The sequence below is a fragment of the Bordetella sp. genome, from assembly GCF_057362025.1.
Genome location: NZ_JBMQQZ010000063.1, coordinates 1 through 20708 on the forward strand (window position 1 = coordinate 1; position 20708 = coordinate 20708).

The window sequence follows — 20708 nt, forward strand, 5'->3', positions numbered from 1 at the left end:
GGGCCAGCCATGCTCGACGAACGCGATCTGCAGGCCGGCGCGCCGGTGCGCCTCGCGCAGCAGCGCGTGCCAGGCGGCGCGTGCCGCCGGCGCGACGTCATACATCCGGGTAGAGGCGATCAGCGGCGCGGCCGGCATGGCAGTCAGGCGAACTTCAGGGTTTGACCGATCCCAAGGCGGCGCGCCTTGTCCAGCATGGCCTGGCCCAGGGCGATATCCGTGGTGGACAGGCCGCGATGCCAGAACAGGATGGTTTCGTCTTCGCGCTCGCGACCGGGCTTCAGGCCGGCGACGATCTGGCCGATTTCGGCGTGCAGGTTCTCCTGGGTGATGCGGTCGCTGTCCACGTGCGCGCGCAGCGCGCCGAAGGGCAGGCCCTTGCGGCACTGGCCCCAGTCGTCGACCACCACCTTGCTCATGATGTCGGTCAGCGACAGTTCGACGGCGCTCATGGTGCCGTAGGGCATGACCAGTGCGCCCGGCTTGATCCATTCCGTCTTCAGCAGCGGCGTGGGCTCGGGCAGGCGCGAGGCTTCGACCACGATATCGGCGTCGCGCACGCAGGATTCCCAGTCGTCCATCACCTTTACCGGCTTGCCCAGGTCGCGCGACAGGCGGTCGCCGAAGGCCTGGCGGCTTTCCGGGCGGCGCGAATGGACGCGGATCTCGTCGAAGTCGAAGAGGCTGTCGAGCAGGCGCACGTTCCAGTACGACGTGCCGCGCGCGCCGATGTGCCCCAGCACTTTGCTGCCGCGGCGGGCCAGGTGCCTGGCCCCCAGCGCGGTGACCGCGCCGGTGCGCATATCGGTGATGGCCGTCGCATCGACGATGGCCAGCGGCTTGCCGGTGACCGGATCGAACAGGTTCAGCAGCGCCATTTCCGACGGCAGGCCGACCTTGTAGTTATCGACGAAGTCGCTGACGACTTTCACCCCGGCCACGTGCAGCGGTTCGATATAGCCGCGCAGCACGTTGAAATGCCCCTTGTCCGAGGATTCCGGGATCAGGTGCACGCGCGGCTCGATCACGGTCTTGCCCTGGCCCTGCGCGCGCAGGGCGCCTTCCACCGCGGCCAGGATCTCCGCGTCGGTGATGTCCAGGGCTTTGACGTCCGGCCCGTTCAGATAGGTAATGTCGATGGACTGCATGATGTCTCCAGGCTCATTGGATAGGCTTGATGCCGGCCGTCTTGACGATCTCCGCCCATTTGCGGGTTTCGTTCTGGATCATGGCGGCGAATTCTGGCGTGGTGGTGTTGGCGGGATCCACGCCCTGGTCTTCGAATTTCTTGCGCACGGCGGGATCCTTCAGCACGGTGGCGATGTCGCGCTGCAGTTTCTCCAGGACGGCGGGCGGGGTCTTGGCCGGCGCGACCAGCCCATACCACGACGTCACGTCGAAGCCCGGATAGCCGCTTTCAGCGACGGTGGGAACGTCCGGCAATTGCGGCAGGCGCTTCGGGCCGGCAATGGCCAGGGCGCGCAGCTTGCCGCCGCGGATGAAGGGCAGCACGCTGGATACGCCCGCGAACATCATGTCGACGTTGCCGGCGACGACGTCGGTGACCGCCGGCGCCATGCCGTTGTAGGGAATGTGCATGGTATTGATGCCGGCGGATTGGTTAAGCAGCTCGCCGGCCAGATGCGCGCCGCTGCCCGCGCCCGGGGAGGCGAAGTTCAGCTTGCCCGGCCTTTCCTTGGCGTAGGCGATGAAAGACTTGAAGTCCTTGGCCGGCATGGTGGGGTTGACCACCAGGATATTGGGCGAGGTCGCCAGCAGGGTGATCGGGGCGAAGGCGTGCGCCGTATCGAAGTTCAGGTTCGTATAGAGCAGGGGGTTGACGGTCAGGTTGCCGGCCGGCGCCAGGCCCAGCGTGTAGCCGTCGGGCGCGGCCCGCGCCACCTGTCCCATGCCCAGGTTGCCGGAGGCGCCAGGCCGGTTCTCGATGATGACCGGTACGCCCCACATCTCGTTCAGCTTCTGTCCGACGATGCGCGGAATCGCGTCGGCCACGCCACCGGCGCCGAAAGGCACGATGATCGTGACGGGCTTGGATGGATAGGCCGCGTCGGCGGCGTGCACGGGGGCGGATGCCGCCGCGACGAGGGCGCCCGCGGCGGCCGCCGCCAGGCGCAGGTTCAGAGACAATTTCATGGTATTCCCCTTGTATGTGTGTCTACTGCTGCGTTGTGCCGCGCCTGGAAGGCGCGGCGAGAAGATGTCGTACGCCGGTAACCGACCGCCCGTCGCAACGGATGCGCGACGGGCGCCGCGCGGGCCGTGCGGCCGCGATCGGGCGGCAGCCCGCGCGGTCAGCGTCCCAGCATGGGCAGGTCCAGCCCGGCGTCGCGCGCGCAGGCGATCGCTTCGTCGTAGCCCGCATCCGCGTGCCGCATGACGCCCGTGGCCGGGTCGTTATGCAGAACGCGGCCGATGCGGCGCGCGGCCTCTTCGGTGCCGTCGCAGACGATGACCACGCCCGCGTGCTGAGAGAACCCCATGCCGACGCCGCCGCCGTGGTGCAGCGATACCCAGGTCGCGCCGCCCGCGGTATTGAGCAGGGCATTGAGCAGCGGCCAGTCCGAGACCGCGTCCGAGCCGTCGCGCATGGATTCGGTCTCGCGGTTCGGGCTGGCGACCGATCCCGAATCCAGGTGATCGCGGCCGATGACGATGGGCGCGCTCAGTTCGCCCGTGCGGACCATTTCGTTGAAGGCCAGGCCCAGGCGCGCGCGGTCGCGCACGCCGACCCAGCAGATGCGCGCCGGCAGGCCCTGGAAGGCGATGCGCTCGCGCGCCATGTCCAGCCAGTTGTGCAGGTGCTTGTCGTGCGGAATCAATTCCTTGACCTTGGCGTCGGTCTTGTAGATGTCCTCCGGGTCGCCGGACAGCGCCACCCAGCGGAACGGGCCGATGCCTTCGCAGAACAGCGGCCGGATGTAGGCGGGCACGAAGCCCGGGAAATCGAAGGCGTTCCCGACGCCCATTTCCAGGGCCATCTGGCGGATGTTGTTGCCGTAGTCCAGCGTGGCGGCGCCGCGCTCCTGCAGGGTCAGCATGGCGCGGACGTGGCCGGCCATGGACTGCTTGGCGGCGCGTACCACGGCTTCGGGTTCGGTCGTGCGGCGGGCCTGCCATTCCTCCATGGTCCAGCCTTGCGGCAGGTAGCCGTTAAGGGGATCGTGGGCCGAGGTCTGGTCGGTCACGCAATCCGGCGTGATGCCGCGCCGGACCATCTCCGCCAGCACGTCGGCGGCATTGCCGAGCAGGCCGATCGACAGCGCGCGACCCTTCTGGCGTGCGTCTTCCAGCAGGCCCAGCGCTTCGTCCAGGGTTTTCGCCTTGACGTCGATGTAGCGGGTGCGCAGGCGGAAGTCGATGCGCGATTCGTCGCATTCCACCGCGATCATGCTGAACCCGGCCATCGTGGCGGCCAGCGGCTGCGCGCCGCCCATGCCGCCCAGGCCGGCGGTCAGGATCCAGCGTCCCTTGGGGTCGCCATTGAAATGGCGGTTGGCCACGGCATAGAACGTTTCGTACGTGCCCTGCACGATGCCCTGGGAACCGATATAGATCCAGCTGCCGGCCGTCATCTGGCCGTACATCATCAGGCCCTTGCGGTCCAGTTCATGGAAGTGTTCCCAGGTGGCCCAATGCGGCACCAGGTTGGAGTTGGCCAGCAGCACGCGCGGCGCGTCGGCATGCGTCCTGAAGACGCCGACCGGCTTGCCGGACTGGACCAGCAGCGTCTCGTCCGGCTGCAGGCGGCGCAGGACTTCCAGGATCCGATCGTAAGAGGCCCAGTCGCGCGCGGCGCGGCCGATGCCGCCATACACCACCAGCTGCTCCGGGTGTTCGGCGACTTCCGCGTCCAGGTTGTTCTGGATCATGCGGTAGGCGGCTTCGATCAGCCAGTTCTTGCAGGTCAGGGTCGTGCCGCGCGGCGCGCGGATCGAACGCGACGGGTCCAGGCGGGAGGTGGGGGTCGAGGTCATGATGCTTGGTCTCCGGGAATCTTGGCGGGGGCGGCGCGCGTGGACATGACGGCGTGTCCCGTCAGGCGGTAGCGGTCGCCGGGATGGATCAGGCGGGCGAAGGTAACGACATCCTCGCCGGACCAGGTGCGGCGCAGCACCTGCAGGCAGGCCTGCGGGGTTTTCAGTTCGAGGCAGCCGGCCACGCGCGCATCGGGCAGGATCGCCTCGATGGTGTGTTCGACGGCCGTCAGCGGGGCAACGCGGCTCAGGTAGGCATTCGGGGTTTCGCGGCTGAAGTCCTGTTCGATGTAGTCCGGCGCCACGCGCGGGTTGACGTAGCGGTCTTCCAGCTGCACCGGTACGTCGTTGTCCAGGTGCAGAATGAGTGAGTGATAGACCGACTTGTCGATCGACAGGGCCAGCGCGGTGGCGATGCCTTCGGGCGCGGTGATGCGTTCGAGCTGCAGCACGCGGTTCGAGTAGCGGTGCCCGCGCTGGGCGATTTCCTCGGCGATGTTGCGGACTTCCAGGACCGGCAGGGCGGGCTTCTGTTCCGCCACGAACGTGCCCAACCCCTGGCTGCGCACCAGGATGCCGTCCTGGGTCAGCTCCAGGATCGCGCGGCGCGCCGTCATGCGCGATACCTGGAACTGCGCGGCCAGCTGGTTCTCCGACGGGACCTGGTCGTTCACGGCCCATTGGCCGGCCTCGATCCGGTCGACGATGTGTTGCTTGATCCGGGCATAGGGAGGAAGCGGCAGTTCGGGGGAAGCGGTGGGCATGGCGTCCTGGTGAGCCCGCGCGGCGGGCAGAGGGAACATGGGGCAAACTCTAACTTGAATATACAAGTATAGGCAAGTACGATGCGGCTATGGAAAACCCGGGTATGAACCCGAATGCCAAAAAAGGGACGCGCTGCCATGGACGATGAACTGCGGGATGCCGATGCCCTGATCGTGAATGCCCGGATCGCCACCTTCGATCCCGCGGCGGGCACGCCGTACGGCGTTGCCGGCGACGCGGATGCGATTGCGGTACGGGGCGGCCGCATCGTCTGGATAGGCCGGGCCGCGCAAGCGCCTGACTCAGCCTGGGCCGACGGCCCAGCGCGGCCGGGTCGGGTGATCGACGCCGAGGGCGCCTGGGTCATGCCCGGGCTGATCGACTGCCATACCCATCTGGTCTACGCCGGATCGCGCGCCACGGAGTTCGAGATGCGCTTGAACGGGGCTTCCTACGAGGACATCGCGCGCGCGGGCGGCGGCATCGTGTCCACCGTCCGGGCCACGCGCGAGGCGGCGCAGGCGGGGCTGGTCGCGCAGGCGCTGCCGCGTCTGCGCGCGCTGTTGCGCGAAGGCGTTACCACGGTGGAAATCAAGTCAGGCTATGGACTGGACCGCGACACGGAGCTGGCCATGCTGCGCGCCGCGCGCGCGCTGGGGGATACGCTACCCGTCACGGTGCGCACCACCTTCCTGGGTGCCCATGCGCTGCCGCCCGAATACGCCGGCCGCCCTGACGATTACATCGAATTCGTCTGCAGCGAGGTACTGCCGGAGGCCGCGCGCCAGGGCCTGGCCGACGCCGTCGACGTCTTCCACGAAAGCATCGGGTTCGACGCCGCGCAATCCGAGCGCGTCTATCGTGCCGCCACCGCGCTGGGCCTGCCCGTGAAGGTGCATGCCGAACAGTTGAACCTGTGCGGCGCGGCGGCGCTGGGCGCGCGCTACCGGGCCTTGTCGGCCGACCACCTCGAACATCTGGATGAAGCGGGCGCGCGCGCCATGGCGGCAGCCGGCACGGTCGCCGTGCTGCTGCCCGGCGCCTTCTATTTCCTGCGCGACACGCGGGTGCCGCCGGTGGATCTGCTGCGCCGGCATGGCGTACCCATCGCCGTGGCCACCGACTGCAACCCCGGCACGTCGCCTTTCGCATCCCTGCTTTTGATGCTGAACATGGCGTGTACGCTATTCCGGCTGACGCCGGCCGAGGCCCTGAACGGCGTCACGCATGCCGCGGCGCGCGCGCTCGGCCTGCAGGATGAGGCGGGCAGCCTGGCGCCGGGCAAATGGGCGGACCTGGTTTTCTGGCAGGTGCCCGCGCTTGCCGAGCTGTGCTACAGCCATGGCATGCATCTGCCCGCGCGCATCCTGCGGCGGGGGGTCGACGTCAATCCGTCTGCATATGGCCGGTCTTGACGATCTGCCCCAGGCGGGCGCGTTCTTCCCTGGTGAACGTCTCGAATGACGCACGCGTGCCGCCGCCCGCGTCCTGGCTGCTGCGCGCCAATGCCTGTCGCACTTCCGGTGTTTTCAATGCGGCGTTGACGGCGGCGTTCATCCTGTCCAGGATGGCCGTCGGCGTGCCGGTGGGCGCCAGCAGGCCCGCCCAGTGGACGATGCGCAGGGTGGGAAGGCCTTCTTCCGCCGTGGTCGGGATAGTGGGCGCGCTGGCCATGCGCTTGTCGCCGGTGATCGCCAGCGCCTTGAGCTTGCCGCCTTTGATCAGGGGCAGGGTGGCGACACTGGCCTCCGAGGTCGCGTCCACCTGTCCGGCCACCACGGCCGTGACACCTTCGCCGCCGCTCTTGTAGGTGATGGGTTCGACGTCCAGTCCGGTGGCTTCGCGCAGCATTTCCGCGACGAACTGCGGCGCGCTGCCGTTGCCGGCGGTCGAAAACGTGATGCGGCCCTTATGGTTCTTTTTGGCGTTGGCCAGGAATTCCTTCAGGTCGTTGGCCGGGTTGGCCGCGCTGGTCACGATGACCGACGGAGTGACGGTCATCAGCACAACGGGCGTCAGCGCTTCGTCCTTGTAAGGCTGGTTGGGCCGGATCAGGCTATTGGTGATGACGCTGTTGCCGCCCACCAGGAAGGTGTACCCATCCGGCGTACTGTGCGCGACGTGGGCCGCGCCGATCGCGCCCCCAGCGCCGGGCCGGTTTTCGACGACGACCGCCTGGTGCAGCTGTTCGCTGACCGCCTTGGCGAACAGGCGCGCGGCCAGATCGATGCCGCCGCCGGGGCTGAAGGGCGCGACGAAGGTAATGGGATGGTCGGGCCAGTCTGCGGCGGTGGCCGGTCCTCCCGACAGGCAGGCCGACAAGGCCAGGGCGACGCAAGCGCCGAAGCGCGGCAATTCGTGTTTCATGATCGTCTCTCTGTCTTTTCTTTATGCGGGCGTGCCGGCAGCCTGGGCAGGTTCGCTGCGTGTCGCGGTTTGTCGTAGCCCGCGCTTGGCGTCCCTGCGTTGCTTGTCCTGCCGGGCCGGCCGCACCCGTTTGCGGTAAACGATCCCCTCGGCGGGATTGTGCCTCTTTCAAGACATAAGGGAAATCGCCTTGGCGCGGCCGGTGGCGACGACGGCCGGCGGCGGCAGGGCACGCGGCGACCGCGGCATCATCCTGGTGTTATCCATTCCAGTATCAGCCATGCCAGTGCCGTCCATCCGGGTACGGGCTATCGGCTGGTAGCGGGTTTTCGGCGGCCGTATAGTACGCAGCTCTTGCCCGCCGCCCTTCATCGAGCAGTGTGTCCACGATCATGACTACCTCCAGCGCCACGCCCGCCCACGCCGATACCGCGATCCTGGAACAGGGCTCCGCGCATTGGGCGCGCAACCTCGCCGTATGCGTGTTCGGTTCGTTCACCACCATCATCGGGATGACGCTGCTGCTGCCCTTCCTGCCGCTGTACGTCGAACAATTGGGCGTGAAGGATCACGCGGCCATCGTGCAATGGTCCGGGGTGGCCTTCGGCGCGACGTTTTTTACGGCGGCATTGACCGCGCCGCTGTGGGGCAGGCTGGCGGACCGCTACGGCCGCAAGCTGATGCTGATCCGCGCCAGCCTGGGCATGTCCATCGCCATGTCGCTGATCGGCATGGCCGAAAACGTCTATCAATTGGTGGGGCTGCGGCTGCTGGCGGGCCTGCTGGGCGGCTACGCGTCCGGGTCCATGGTCTTGGTCGCCACGCAAACGCCCAGGCACCGCACGGGCTGGGCGCTGGGCGTGCTGTCCTCCGGCATCATGGCGGGCAACCTGGCCGGGCCGCTGATCGGCGGCGTCCTGCCGCCGCTGATCGGCATACGCGCGACCTTCCTGGCGTCGGGCGCGCTGATCTTCGTGGCTTTCCTCGTGACGAGCTTCCTGATCAAGGAAGAGCGCCGTCCGAAACCGGGCAGGTCCGCCGACAAGCCCAAGGGCGGATTGGCGGCGGTACCCGATAAGGGGCCCTTGCTGGCGATGCTATGCACCGGCGCGCTGCTGATGCTGGCGAATATGTCGATCGAGCCCATCATCACGGTCTATGTGGCGCAGTTCGCCGAAGCGCGCAACGTCACCATGGTTGCGGGGCTGGTGATGTCGGCCACGGCGCTGGGCAGCATCCTGTCCGCATCGCGCCTGGGGCGGCTTGCGGATCGCGTGGGCCATTGGAACGTGATCATCGGCTGTCTGCTGGTGTCGGCCGTGCTGCTGATTCCCCAGGCCTTCATCACCGCGAGCTGGCAACTGGTCGTGCTGCGTTTCCTGATGGGGTTGTCGCTGGGCGGCCTGTTGCCCTGTATCGCCACGGTCATCCGCCATAACGTGCCTGAACGCGTGGCGGGCGGCATGCTGGGCTATTCGACCTCGGCCCAGTACGTGGGGCAGGTCGTCGGCCCGTTGGCCGGCGGTTTCGTCGGCGGCCATTTCGGCATGCGCTCGGTGTTCCTCGGTACCAGCCTGCTGATGGCCTTGGGCGCGCTGTACAACCGCCTCGTGCGCGTGAGCCGCGCCAGGCGCCAGGGCTGACGCGGCGCCGGCGCGGACGCCGGCTGTTGCGCTCGTGGACGGCTCGATCGTTCCGCCGCCGCGCCGGCCGATCAGCTTCCCGTCAGTCTGCGGGGTGAAATGTGGCGGGTTTGCCTCGACCTTCGTTCAAAGTCGTCCCGCATGTGCGCGTTCGTCCGGGAAAACATGGACGTCTCGACCCGTCCGCGAGCGCCGGGCATGGCTTATCCTGCGGGTTCGACACTTCGACCCGAACGGTATCGGCGTGATCGCATGACTACAAAATACCCAGGAGACAAATCCATGAGCCGTGCTTTGAACCGTTGCTTCGCCGCGCTATTTGCCGTCGCGGCAGTGACCGCCGCGTCTTCCGCCCGTTCCGCGGACGCCTGGCCGGACAAGGCCATCACGCTGGTGTCGCCGTATGCGCCCGGCGGCACCACGGACGTACTCGCGCGCTTGCTCGCCACCCGCCTGCACGACAAGCTTGGCCAGAACGTCATCGTCGAGAACCGGGCCGGTGCGGGCGGCAATATCGGCACGGCCTACGTGGCCAAGGCCAAGCCGGACGGCTACACCTTCCTGCTGGCTGCCAGCGGTCCCATCGTGATCGCCGGCACGCTGTACAAGAAGCTGCCCTACGATCCTGCGAAGGACTTCACGGAAGTCGTGCCGCTGGCCCGCACCAGCTTCGTCGTGGCCGTCAATGTCAAATCCGGCCTGAACTCCATCCAGGACATCATCGCCAAGGGCAAGACGGGCGACCTGGTGTTCGGTTCGGCCGGTTCGGGCACGCCGCAGCACATCATCGGCGAAATGTTCAATACCGCCGCGGGCACCAAACTTCGTCACATCCCGTACAAGGGATCCGGTCCCTTGCTGACCGACCTGGTCGGCAACCAGGTGCCGCTGGCATTCGAAAACCCGCTGGTCATCATGCCGCAGGTCAAGGCCGGCAACCTCAAGGTACTGGCGGTGACCGGCGCCCAGCGTTCGGCGGCCTTGCCTGACGTCCCGACGCTTGCCGAGACCGGTATCAAGGGCGTCGACGCGCAGCCTTGGTATGGGCTGCTCGGCCCGGCGGGGATCCCGCCTGCGATCACCAATCGCATGAACCAGGAAGTGCAGGCCATTCTGAATGCGCCCGACGTCAAGAAGCAGCTTGCCGGGCTGGGTGTCGAGGCCATGCATATGAGCCCCGCCGAATTCCACACCTACGTGGTCAAGGAAATCGGGGTGTGGGGCAAAGCGGTGAAGGCTTCGGGCGCCACAGTGGATTGAAGCGACCGAAAGGTCCTGCCCCGCGGTGAACGGATTTCCGCGGGGCAGGCCGGCGGCACTCGAGCCCGGTCTCGCGCGCAGCAGGGCACCGATGGCCGCCCCATCATCAGTATCCCTCCAAGAGACGACCCCGGTGATCGCCTTTTGGCGCCGTGGTGGTGCTGTGGTTCGGCAACATCATTCCGGCCAAGGCACTCAATCGTCGGGGAACTCCCATTTCTGGGCGCTGGCCCCCGCCAGTTCCTGCACGCGCTGTTCGTCCTTGCCGAATTCCGAGGCGACGCCGCTATACGTGATGGTGCCGCGGTCCAGCACATAGGCGCGATCGGCGATGCCGATCGCGGCGCGGACATTCTGTTCGATCAGAAGCACCGCGGCACCTTCGTTGCGCGCCGCGACAATGATGTCGAAGACGTTCTGCACAATCAGCGGCGCCAGTCCCTGCGACGGTTCGTCGAGCATCAGCAGCTTGGGGTTGAGCAGCAGGACGCGGGCGATGGACAGCATTTCCTGCTCGCCCCCGGATAACTGCCCGCCCTTGTGACCTTTTCGCTCGGCGAGCCGCGGAAAGGCTTTATAGACGCGGGCGATATTCCACGGCCCCGGGCGGTCCACCGGCACCTTGAGGTTTTCTTCGACGGTCAGGTTGGAGAAGACCCGGCGGCCCTCCGGGACCAGGCCCACTCCCAGGCCGGCGATGCGAAATGGCGGCAGATGCGTGGAATCCGTGCCGAATATCTTCACGTGGCCGGTGCGGGCCGGCGTCATCCCCATGATGCTGCGCAGCGTGGTGGATTTGCCCGCGCCATTGCGGCCCAGCAGGGTGACCAGCTCGCCCTCGTCGACTTCGATATCGATGCCGTGAAGGATATGGCTCTTGCCGTAAAAGGTATTGAGTTGCTGTATCTCAAGCGCCTTCATGCGATTCCCCCAGATAGGCAACTTGTACTTTTTCGCTGGCGGCGATCTGGTCGGGCGTGCCCTGTTCCAGGACCTCGCCTTCGGTCAGGACCGTGATGCGATCGGCCAGGTTGAAGATGACGCGCATGTCGTGTTCGACCAGGACGATCGTCAGCTTTTGCGCGCGATGCAATCTGCGTATCAGCAGGGCGGTTTCGTAGGTCTCCTTGTTGCCCATGCCCGCCGCGGGTTCGTCCAGCAGCAGCAGCTTGGGTTTCAATGCGAGCGCCATCATGATTTCGGCGGAGCGCTGGTCGCCATGCGATAGTTCGCCGACCAGGCGCTCGGCCTTGTCCGTCAGCCTGCCCATATCGAGCAGTTCGTCGATGCGGTCCTCGGTTTCGCGCGCCAGTTCCCGGGAACGAAAGAACTTGAGCCTAAGGCCCTGCGTCACTTCGACGGCGACTCGCAGGTTCTCGCGCACGGTCAGCTCGCGAAAGACCTCGGTAATCTGGAAGGTCCGCGCCATGCCCATGGCCACGCGGTCGTGCGGCGGCACGTCCGTGACGTCGGCGCCGTCGAACACGATGCGGCCCTTCGTGGGCCGGTAGAACCCGCTGATCATGTTGAAGAACGTGGTCTTGCCGGCGCCGTTCGGACCGATGATCGCGTGCAGTTCGCCGGGTTCGACAGTGAGCGAGACGTCGTTCACCGCCACGAGCTGGCCGAAATACTGGGAAACGTTGTGGACTTGGAGTAGGCTCATTGCGCCCTCCGTTGGAATAGTCCGGCAATACCGCGGGGAATAAGCAGCACGACCAGCACGAAGATCATCCCGATGAAGAACATCCAGTCTTGCGTCACGCCGGAAAGATAATCCTGCGCCAATACGAAGATCGCGGCTCCGAGCAGCGGGCCCCAGAAGGAACGCATGCCGCCGATGACCGCCATGAGAACGAAGTCGCCCGACTGGGTCCAGTACAGGTCGTGGGGGCTGGCGAAGTTGTTGAGGAGCGCGTACAGCGAGCCCGCTACCGACACGAAAAAACAAGAGATGGTGTAGGCGATCCAGATGTGGCGGTTCACCGGGATGCTCAGGAACTGCGCGCGGCGTTCGTTCTCGCGGATGGCCTGCAGCGTATGCCCGAATGGAGACCTCAGGATCGTGGCCATGGCATACGCGCAGAGCGCCAGGATGGCCAGCACGACATAGTAGAAGGCCAGGCTGGACGTGATGTCGAACTTCATGAAGCCCAGGTCCACAGCCAGGCGCTGAAAGCCCCGCAGGCCGTTGTCCCCGCCGGTGACGGAGTTCCACCGAAAGGCAATGAAGTAGAACACCTGGCCGAAGGCGATGGTGGCCAGCGCGAAGTAGATGCCGCGCAGCCTGACGATCAAGGCGCCGATCAGCATGCCTCCCAGCGTGCCGACCAGGACCCCCACGACGAAGGCCGCGGGCGTGCTCGGCATCAGGTACTTCAGGGTCAGGCCCGTGGCGTACGCGCCCAGGCCGAAGTAGGCGGCATGGCCGAACGAATTGACTCCGGTATGGCCGACCAGCAGGTTGGTCGCCATGGCCGCCAGCCCGATGACCAGCAGGCGCGTGGCAAGGTCCGTATACCCGCCCAGGGGCGTGATCCAGTAGGGCACGCTCAGCAGCACGATCCAGAGGATCCACTGATAGTACTTTGGTATGTTTCTGCGCTGATTCACAGTTTGGTCCCGCCTTTCTCGCCGAACAGACCGTACGGCCGGAACAGCAGCACGATCGCCATGATTACGTAGATGGAAGCTTCGGAGGCGGACGGGTAGAACACCGTCACGACGCCCGCCGCCACGCCGATCACCAAGCCGCCGAAGAGGGTGCCGACCAGGCTGCCCAGGCCGCCCACGATGACCGCCACGAAGCTGGGCATGATCAGGCCTTCGCCGATGGTGGGCGTCAGCCCCAGCATGCCGGCCGCCAGCACGCCGGCCAGGCCCGCGAAGAAGATGCCCAGGCCGAAGTTCAGATTGCGCAGGATGCGCACATCGACGCCCAGGGCGGACACCATTTCCAGGTCGAGCGTGCCGGCGCGTATGCGCATGCCCACGCGGGTCTTCTTCAGGACGTAGAACAGCACCGCCACCGCCACGGCGACCAGGCCCACCATGAAGACGCGGTAGCCCGTCAGGAAGAACAGCGTGGGGCTCAGCGGCGAGTTCAGGATGGCGGGGGTCTGCAGCGGCAAACCCTGCGCGCCCCAGATGAAGCGGATCGAATCCTGCAGCACGTAGGCGAGCCCGAACGTGAGCAGCAGGCTGTAGAGCGGATCGCGGTTGTACAGGGGACGTATGAGCACGCGCTCGACGATCAGGCCCACGATCGCCGTGAGGAAAGGCGACACGACCAGCGCCCCCCAGAATCCCAGGTAGGGATCGAGCGTATAGGCGATGTAGCCGCCCAGTGCGAGGAATTCGCCGTGGGCGAAGTTGATGACGTTGGTCAGGTTGATGATCAGGGACAAGCCCAGGGCCATCAGCGCATAGAACGCGCCGATGACCAGCCCGTTGAATATGTTGAAAAGGATCAACTGGGTCACGCCAGGTCTCCATTAAAACGACAAGGTTCATCCCCGGCAGGGATGCGCCTGCCTGGCTTTGGGTACGAAGGGATAGAACCGGACCGGGTCATCCGCGGCAGGGCGCGGACGACCCGACTTTCCAATGGCGAAGGCTGTCAGGAGGGCCAGGTCATCTTGCAGCCGGACTCTTCGATGGTAGGCGCGATGGTCTTGCTATCGATGATGGTATCGATGTGGAACAGATCGTCGTCGCCGTTGCCCTGGGGTTGCGCGTGGCCGGCCCAGAGCGTCCCGATGAGCAGGTGCTGGTTGGCCCGGTAGACGGCCTCGCCCGGCTGCAGGGAGACCTCGGGCGGCAGCACGAGCCCGTCCAGCGCCCTGGCCATCTTCACCGCATCCAGCGATTTTGCCTTTGCGGCCGCCAGCGCGCAGGCGTGGATCGAGGTGTGGCCGAACCAGGTACGCGCGGTCGGCACCCGGCCGGTCTTCTTCTTGACGGCGTCGACAAACTCTTTCACATGGGGCACGCCGGGCTGGTTCCAATACCACTCGATTACCCAGTTGCCGATGCGCGCGTTCGGTGGGAGCGCTTCGAGCGTTTCGAGCTCGATGTTCGCGCCCGCGATGTGAAAGCGCTTGTCCAGGCCGAACTGCACGGCCTGCTTGAGGACGTTGGTCTGGTCGTCGCCGTTCTGCAGGATAACGATCACGTCCGGGCTGGCCGACTGCGCCTTGATAAGGTAAGAGGAGTAGTCGGCAGTGCCCAGGGGAATCAGATCGGCGCCGACGTTGGTGGCGCCATACTTTTTCAGATTGGCGTTATAAGCTTCCAGCAGGCCATGGCCGAACGCGTAATCGGGAACCAGGAAGTAGAACTTCTTGCCGAAGCGTTTGATGAGATCGGGAGCGATCGCGTTGACCAGCAAGGTGGTGGATGGGCAGGTCTGGAACACGTTCCAGTGGCATTCGGTGCCGGTTATGGGATCGGCGTGCCCGCCGGGGTCCATCATGAATATGCCTTTCGCGTAGGCCACCTGGGAAACGGCTTCCGTCAGGCCGGAGTTCACGTTGCCGATCAGAAAATCGACCTTGTCGCGGTCGATCAGTTTGTGCGCCTTCTGCACCGCCACCCCGGCATCGCCGCTGGTGGAGTCTTCGACGATCAACTGGGCCTCGCGGCCGAGGATGCCCCCCTTGGCGTTGATTTCCTCCACGGCCAGTTGCATGCCTTGCAGCTCGTTCCTGCCGGTGATTGCGTAGGTTCCCGTCACGGGGTTGTCCACGCCGAATTTCACGGGTTGCTCTCCGGCCGCCATGACGATGCGAGGCGATACCATCGCGGCCGCTCCTGTTGTCGCGGCCATTTTCAGGATGGCGCGGCGGCTGATTCCTTTCGAATTGCTTTTGTCGTCCACTTTGTCGTTCATTTGGAACTGTCTCCTGTTGTGGCGAGCTCGAGTGGACCGCGTCTATTAGTGCGTGCTAATAAATCTGATGGCCCACTACCCAAAAAAAAATCGAAATTAATCCCCCGCTTGAAACGTTGGTGACATTGCTCCGAAGGTCAGGAAAAGTCAATCCGGGTAAACGGAATGCCAGTGACAGTGGTCGAGCGGGCGCTTCGAGCGCTTTTGGAATGACGCGAAAGACTCCAATTCAAATTCAGTTTGGACTCATGTCAGCACAAGGATTACCGTCGGCCATACATATATATGGCCGCTTATAAGCGGCCGCTTCAACGGAAGATGGGCCGCCTGCTTTCTTGAAATCAGGGTTTCCGGGATTATGAGTCCCTCGCTTCGAATCACACCAAGGGCTTTAATTCCCCCAGCACCGTTGGTACCAGCTCCGAGACTGTCGGATGAATATGCACGGTGCGTTGCAGCGTCGTATACGGCGCCTTGCTGGACATCACGTCCAGTATCCCGTGTATGGCTTCGTCGCCGCCGGTGCCCAGGATCGCGGCGCCCAGGATGGCCTTGCTTTCCGCGTCGATTACCACCTTCATGAAGCCTTCGGTTTCGCCTTTTTCGACGGCGCGGCCCACGCGCGTCATGGGACGGATACCCACCAGCGCCGGTTTGCCGCTTGCGCGCACGGCCGCTTCGGTCATGCCGACGCGGCCCAGCGGCGGGTCGATATACAGGGCATAGCAGGGCAGGCGGTCGCTGACCCGGCGCGGGTCGTCGTCCAGCAGATTCGCGGCGACGATTTCGAAGTCGTTGTACGACGTATGGGTGAATGCGCCGCGTCCGTTGCAGTCTCCCATGGCCCAGATGTGGGGAACACTGGTGCGCAGGGCGTCGTCCACCACGATGTAGCCGCGTTCGTCGGTCTTCACGCCGGCGGCGTCCAGTCCCAGGTCCTGGGTATTCGGCCGTCGTCCCACCGCCATCAGCACGTGCGAGCCGACGATCGGCCCCGGGTCCTGGTTGCAGGATACGCGTACTGCCGCGCCGTCCGGATGCGCTTCGAAGCGTATGCATTCCGCGTTCAGATGTACCCGTATGCCTTCCTTTTCCAGGATCTTCAGGATGGCGTCGGAGATGTCCGGGTCTTCCCGGGAAATCAGCCGGGGGCCTTTCTCGACGATGGTGACCGCGGCGCCGAAGCGGCGGTACATCTGGGCGAACTCCAGGCCGATGTAGCTGCCGCCGATCACGACCATGTGATTCGGCACGGTGTCCAGGTCCAGCAGGCTGGTGTTGGTAAGCAGCGGGATATCGTCCACCCCCGGCATATCGGGAATATTGGCGCGTCCGCCGACGTTGATGTAGATGCGGTCCGCCGACACGCGCTGGCCGTTCACATCGATTTCGTGCGGGCCGACGAAGCGCGCGTGGCCCTTCAGGACGGTGCAGTTGTCCATGCCGCGCAGCCACTTTTCCACGTTGGTGCGGGCGCGGATAACCACCTCGTCCTTGCGCGCCTTCAAGCGCCTGGCGTCCACGCCGACGCCGCCCTGCAACGCGACGCCGAAGTCGGCGGAACGGCGCGCCAGGTGCGCGGCGTAGGCGCTGGCGACCAGCGTCTTGGTGGGCATGCAGCCGGTATTGACGCAGGTGCCGCCGAAGTCCTTGCGCTCGATAACCGCGACGCGCTGGCCTGCCTGCGTCAGGCGGCCGGCCAGCGGCGGCCCCGCCTGGCCGGCGCCGATGACGATGGCGTCGAAGTGGTTGGCGGAAGTTTTTCCGGAAGGGGTATGCGTCGGCTGCGTGCTCATGAAACACCTCTCTTTGCGCGGCGCGCGCCGTGGCGGGTAGCCAATAGGGACGGCGAACGGGTGTTCCAACTGTAATCGGTTGACCGCGATTCGCGAAGTCAGGTGGGTGTGGCGTTCCGGCAGGCATACTGTGCGGTTGCCGCATCCCACCCGCCCATGCGTTCCGCCATTCCGCCATGACCGCCGATATCCGCCGCCGCGATTTTTTTCGCAAATCCGCCCGTACCGCCGGCGCCGCCGCCGGGCTGTCGATGTTCCCGCCGGCCATCCGCAAGGCCCTGGCGATCGGCGCGGACAGGCGCGCCGGCACCCTGGAGGACGTTGCCCACATTGTGGTGCTGACGCAGGAGAACCGGTCCTTCGATCATTACTTCGGCACCCTGGCCGGTGTGCGCGGCTTCGGCGACCGCTTTCCCATCCCCGTGCCCGACGCGCCGGGGATGGCGAACAAGACCGTCTGGTACCAGCGCCACGACGGCCAGCCCGCGGGCCTGCCCGCTATCCTGGCGCCGCAGCACAACGACACGGCGGTCGACTTTCGCCTGATGCGCACGGCCGGCACGCCGCACCTGTATCCCGATGCGCAGGATGCCTGGGATGGCGGCCGCATGACGCACTGGCCGCAGTTCAAGAAGAACGCATCGATGGTGTACTACACCCAGGCCGACATGCCTTTCCAGTTCGCGCTGGCGAATGCCTTTACGCTGTGCGACGCCTACTATTGTTCGCTGACCGGCGGCACCAATCCGAACCGCTGCTTCGTCTATACGGGCACCAATCATGGCGGGGACGATCCCACGAAACCCGGCGTCTACAACGGTCCGGCCTTGGACAACAGCTACAACACGTTGAGCAACGGTCCCCGGCAGGACGGCTATACCTGGATGACGTACGCCGAACGCCTGGAGGACGCCGGTATCAGCTGGCAGGTTTACCAGGACAACGAGTTCGAGTTCTACGCGCTGAATCCCTTGTTCGGTTTCAGGGCTTTCCGTCAGGCGCATGCGCGCAGCGTGCCCGCGGTGTCGCCAGAACGCACGGACCGCGAGCGCGCGCTGTACGAAAGAGGCATACGCACACGCAATGTGGCGATGCTGAAGGCGGATGTCATGGCGGATCGCTTGCCCCAGGTGTCGTGGATCTGCGCGCCATCGTCGGCGTCGGAGCATCCGCAACCGTCCAGCCCCGCGCAAGGCGCCGCGTTCACCGCCCGGGTGCTGGAGGCCTTGACGTCCAACCCGCGCGTGTGGAGCCGCACGGTATTGATCCTGAATTTCGATGAGAACGATGGGTTCTTCGATCACATGCCGCCGCCCGCGCCGCCATCGTATGCCCGAACGGAGGGCGGCGCGGCGGCGCGCGATCCGCAGGGCGCCAGCACGGTCGATACCGCCGACGATTATCTTGGCGACGACGTGGGCGGTATCGACGCGACGCGGCCCTATCGCCACCATCCCTACGGTATGGGACCACGCGTGCCCATGTATGTCATTTCACCCTGGAGCCGCGGCGGCTGGGTGAATTCCGAAGTCTTCGACCATACGTCGGTGCTGCGCTTCATTGCCAGGCGCTTCGGCGTGGACGAGCCCAACATCAGCCCCTGGCGCCGCGCCGTGGCGGGCGACCTGATGTCCTGCTTCGACTTCGCCACGCCGAACGAGGCGAGTGTCCTGGCCCATTTGCCGGATACCGCCACGCTGGACCGTCGCAGCCGATCGCTTCCCGGCATGACCGCGCCCGTGGCGCCGACCACGCCCGGATTGCCGGTCCAGGCCAAGGGCGCGCGCCGTTCGCGTGCCTTGCCCTACGCGCTGCATGTGGACGATGAAACCCCGCATGCGGGCGACAACGGCGGGGTGCGATTGCGGTTCTCGAACACGGGCCTGCGCGCCGCGGTCTTCCACGTATACGACATCGATCGCCTGGACGCGCTGCCGCGCCGCTATACGGTGGAGCCGGGCAAGGCGCTGGAAGGCGTCTGGCCCGGCGGAAAGCGCGGCGCCTACAACCTTTGGGTGCTGGGGCCGAACGGTTTCCATCGCCATTTCACGGGCGCGGCCGATCCGGCTATCGGCGCTTCGGCGTCGCCCGTGGTGCGGGTGCGCTACGCGCCGGATGAAGGGGCGATCGTGCTGACCGCATTGAACCCCGGCCCGGCGGCCATGGCGGCCACGGTCGCCGACAACGCCTACTTCGACCGCGCAAACTGGCATCGCGAAATCCCCGCCGGCCAACATGCCGAATGGCGCTGGACGCTGGCGGCCTCGCACCAGTGGTATGACTTCACGCTGCGGCTGGCCGGCCGGCCGGGGTATGCCCGGCGTTTCGCCGGCCGCGTCGAAACCGGCGCCCACGGGTTCGCGGATCCGGCCATGGGCGGCGCGGCAGTGGGGACCCGGTAAGTCGCCACCCCTGAACTTCCCGCACCAGGACCTGGAATGCCCATCGTAGTCACGCTGGACGTCATGCTGAGCAAGCGCAAGATGAAATCGAAAGACCTGGCGGCGATCGTCGGGATCACCGGGCAGAACCTGTCCTTGCTGAAGTCCGGCAAAGTAAGGGGCGTGCGTTTCGATACGCTGGAAGCGATTTGCCGGGCGCTGGAGTGCCAGCCGGGGGATCTGCTGGAATACCGCGAAGCGGACGCCTGACAGGGTGCGGCTGCTGGCCGGCGGCGCCAGGCGTCAGCCTTCGCAATCCGCCCAGCAATTGGGCGTTTCATACAGGCGCACGCGCGCCAGCCGCAGGTCGCCGCCAAACTGGCGGTGATAGTGGGGGCGCAGCACATCGAAGGCGATGCGGGCCAGGTTCTCCACCGTGGGAATGCGGTCCAGCACGACGGTCTTGTGCCCGGGCAGGCTTTCCAGGAATCCACGCACGGCGCTGTCGCCCGCATACACCAGGAAGGCATGGTCCCATTGATCCACCAGGTGTTCGCCGGCGATGGCCTTGATGTCCGAGAAGTCCATCACCATGCCGTTGTCCGACGCGCCGGGGGCCTCGATGACCTGGCCTTCCAGGGTGACCTCCAGCACGTAGCGATGCCCATGCATGTTGCGGCACTGGCTGCGATGGTCGGGAATGCGATGGCCGGCATCGAATTCCAGCCTGCGTGTGACGGAAATCGTGCCCGGCTGCGCGCGGGTGGGGCTGCTCATGGAATGCCTATGTATTTATGGGTTTGCAGGCTCAGCCGCCATTGCGGATGGCGCATGCAGTAGTCGACGATCGCCTGCGTGTTGGACACGCGTGCCGGCCCGTCCATGGGCTGCAGGAAAAAATGCTCGAACTTCAGGCCGGCGAAGGCTTCGGGCGGGGCATCCGCCTGCGGGTACACCAGCTTCAATTCATTGCCGGCGCGCACCACTACCGGGGACTTGCCCTTGGGGCTGACGCAGATCCAGTCGATGCCCGCCGGCGGTTCGATGGTGCCGTTGGTTTCGATGGCGATGGTGAAACCGCGCGCGTGCGCCGCATCCACCAGTGCACGATCGAGCTGCAGCAGCGGTTCGCCGCCCGTGAACACCACGTAGCGGCCGGCGGTATCGGGACCCCATTCGGCGGCGAGCGCGTCGGCCAGCAGTTCCGCGGTGGCGAACTTGCCGCCGCCCGGGCCATCGGTACCGACGAAATCCGTGTCGCAAAAGGTACAGGCGGCGGTGGCGCGATCGCTTTCGCGGCCGGACCACAGGTTGCAGCCGGCAAAGCGGCAAAACACCGCGGCGCGCCCTGCCTGCGCCCCTTCGCCCTGCAGGGTTTTGAAAATTTCCTTGGCGGCGTAGGTCATCAGGACTGCGGGTCTGTAAAACCGCCATTTTAGCGCGTGCCGGCTGCCCACCGCCGGTTCAGGGCCGGCGGGGTTCGCCTTAGAACAACTGCCGCAACCGCAACATGCCCGTTTGGGCGCGGTAATCCGACGCCGCCTGCAGCTCGTAGCGTGCCGCCAGGGACAGATTGCCGGCCTTGAACAGGGTCACGCCGGCGGACACCA

The 20708-nt window shown here is 65.8% G+C and carries 18 protein-coding genes; 5 read left to right on the forward strand and 13 right to left on the reverse strand.

The features are described 5' to 3' along the window. Positions 1–143 precede the first annotated feature (143 nt). The 4 genes from ACO1P8_RS12200 to hutC all read right to left on the reverse strand — a co-directional run bounded on the left by ACO1P8_RS12200 (position 144) and on the right by hutC (position 4798). Positions 144–1148: an ornithine cyclodeaminase family protein gene (locus tag ACO1P8_RS12200; protein WP_486296147.1), complete on the reverse strand. Its 1005-nt coding sequence runs from the start codon at positions 1146–1148 to the stop codon at positions 144–146. Positions 1149–1161: 13 nt separating this feature from the next. Beyond that, entirely contained in the window at positions 1162–2154 is a 993-nt protein-coding gene (locus tag ACO1P8_RS12205) for a Bug family tripartite tricarboxylate transporter substrate binding protein (RefSeq protein ID WP_486296148.1), read from the reverse strand. A 158-nt stretch (positions 2155–2312) separates the two neighbouring features. Beyond that, positions 2313–3995: a urocanate hydratase gene (gene hutU / locus ACO1P8_RS12210; RefSeq protein WP_486296149.1), complete on the reverse strand. Its 1683-nt coding sequence runs from the start codon at positions 3993–3995 to the stop codon at positions 2313–2315. Further along, positions 3992–4798, reverse strand: coding sequence for a histidine utilization repressor (gene hutC, locus ACO1P8_RS12215; RefSeq protein WP_486296150.1), 807 nt, complete (start codon positions 4796–4798; stop codon positions 3992–3994). Before hutC ends, hutU begins: the two co-directional genes overlap by 4 nt. 99 nt (positions 4799–4897) lie before the next feature. Here hutC and hutI point away from each other — a divergent pair, with 99 nt between their 5' ends. Next, the gene (hutI, locus tag ACO1P8_RS12220) at positions 4898–6175 is read left to right on the forward strand and encodes an imidazolonepropionase (RefSeq protein ID WP_486296151.1); all 1278 of its coding nucleotides are present in this window, start codon (positions 4898–4900) and stop codon (positions 6173–6175) included. On the opposite strand, the gene ACO1P8_RS12225 is transcribed toward hutI, so the two are convergent. Beyond that, positions 6147–7127 (reverse strand): Bug family tripartite tricarboxylate transporter substrate binding protein, encoded by a 981-nt coding sequence (locus ACO1P8_RS12225; protein WP_486296152.1) that lies wholly within the window; start codon positions 7125–7127, stop codon positions 6147–6149. The genes hutI and ACO1P8_RS12225 overlap by 29 nt on opposite strands. A 392-nt stretch (positions 7128–7519) precedes the next feature. Here ACO1P8_RS12225 and ACO1P8_RS12230 point away from each other — a divergent pair, with 392 nt between their 5' ends. Both ACO1P8_RS12230 and ACO1P8_RS12235 read left to right on the forward strand, forming a co-directional pair. After that, positions 7520–8770 (forward strand): MFS transporter, encoded by a 1251-nt coding sequence (locus ACO1P8_RS12230; RefSeq protein ID WP_486296153.1) that lies wholly within the window; start codon positions 7520–7522, stop codon positions 8768–8770. 282 nt (positions 8771–9052) lie between these two features. Next, positions 9053–10030: a Bug family tripartite tricarboxylate transporter substrate binding protein gene (locus ACO1P8_RS12235; RefSeq protein ID WP_486296154.1), complete on the forward strand. Its 978-nt coding sequence runs from the start codon at positions 9053–9055 to the stop codon at positions 10028–10030. Between the two features lie 195 nt (positions 10031–10225). On the opposite strand, the gene ACO1P8_RS12240 is transcribed toward ACO1P8_RS12235, so the two are convergent. The 6 genes from ACO1P8_RS12240 to ACO1P8_RS12265 all read right to left on the reverse strand — a co-directional run bounded on the left by ACO1P8_RS12240 (position 10226) and on the right by ACO1P8_RS12265 (position 16717). Then, complete coding sequence (locus tag ACO1P8_RS12240; RefSeq protein ID WP_486296155.1) at positions 10226–10951, reverse strand: ABC transporter ATP-binding protein; 726 nt, start codon at positions 10949–10951, stop codon at positions 10226–10228. Beyond that, the gene (locus ACO1P8_RS12245; RefSeq protein ID WP_486296156.1) at positions 10938–11696 is read right to left on the reverse strand and encodes an ABC transporter ATP-binding protein; all 759 of its coding nucleotides are present in this window, start codon (positions 11694–11696) and stop codon (positions 10938–10940) included. The genes ACO1P8_RS12240 and ACO1P8_RS12245 overlap by 14 nt, the downstream gene beginning before the upstream one ends. Continuing rightward, positions 11693–12643, reverse strand: a complete 951-nt coding sequence (locus ACO1P8_RS12250; RefSeq protein ID WP_486296157.1) for a branched-chain amino acid ABC transporter permease — start codon at positions 12641–12643, stop codon at positions 11693–11695. The genes ACO1P8_RS12245 and ACO1P8_RS12250 overlap by 4 nt, the downstream gene beginning before the upstream one ends. Further along, positions 12640–13512 (reverse strand): branched-chain amino acid ABC transporter permease, encoded by an 873-nt coding sequence (locus ACO1P8_RS12255; protein WP_486296158.1) that lies wholly within the window; start codon positions 13510–13512, stop codon positions 12640–12642. Before ACO1P8_RS12255 ends, ACO1P8_RS12250 begins: the two co-directional genes overlap by 4 nt. A 137-nt stretch (positions 13513–13649) precedes the next feature. Then, positions 13650–14921, reverse strand: coding sequence for an ABC transporter substrate-binding protein (locus ACO1P8_RS12260; protein WP_486296159.1), 1272 nt, complete (start codon positions 14919–14921; stop codon positions 13650–13652). A gap of 377 nt (positions 14922–15298) precedes the next feature. Further along, on the reverse strand, positions 15299–16717 hold the full coding sequence (locus ACO1P8_RS12265) for an FAD-containing oxidoreductase (RefSeq protein ID WP_486296160.1): 1419 nt from the start codon (positions 16715–16717) through the stop codon (positions 15299–15301). A 176-nt stretch (positions 16718–16893) separates the two neighbouring features. On the opposite strand from ACO1P8_RS12265, the gene ACO1P8_RS12270 reads away from it, so the two are divergent. Further along, on the forward strand, positions 16894–19119 hold the full coding sequence (locus tag ACO1P8_RS12270) for a phosphocholine-specific phospholipase C (RefSeq protein ID WP_486296161.1): 2226 nt from the start codon (positions 16894–16896) through the stop codon (positions 19117–19119). A 36-nt stretch (positions 19120–19155) separates the two neighbouring features. After that, positions 19156–19368, forward strand: coding sequence for a helix-turn-helix domain-containing protein (locus ACO1P8_RS12275; RefSeq protein WP_486296162.1), 213 nt, complete (start codon positions 19156–19158; stop codon positions 19366–19368). A gap of 33 nt (positions 19369–19401) precedes the next feature. Here ACO1P8_RS12275 and queD read toward each other — a convergent pair whose 3' ends face one another. Next, entirely contained in the window at positions 19402–19875 is a 474-nt protein-coding gene (gene queD / locus ACO1P8_RS12280) for a 6-carboxytetrahydropterin synthase QueD (protein ID WP_486296163.1), read from the reverse strand. Beyond that, positions 19872–20504, reverse strand: a complete 633-nt coding sequence (gene queE / locus ACO1P8_RS12285) for a 7-carboxy-7-deazaguanine synthase (protein ID WP_486296164.1) — start codon at positions 20502–20504, stop codon at positions 19872–19874. The genes queD and queE overlap by 4 nt, the downstream gene beginning before the upstream one ends. Positions 20505–20708 lie beyond the last annotated feature (204 nt).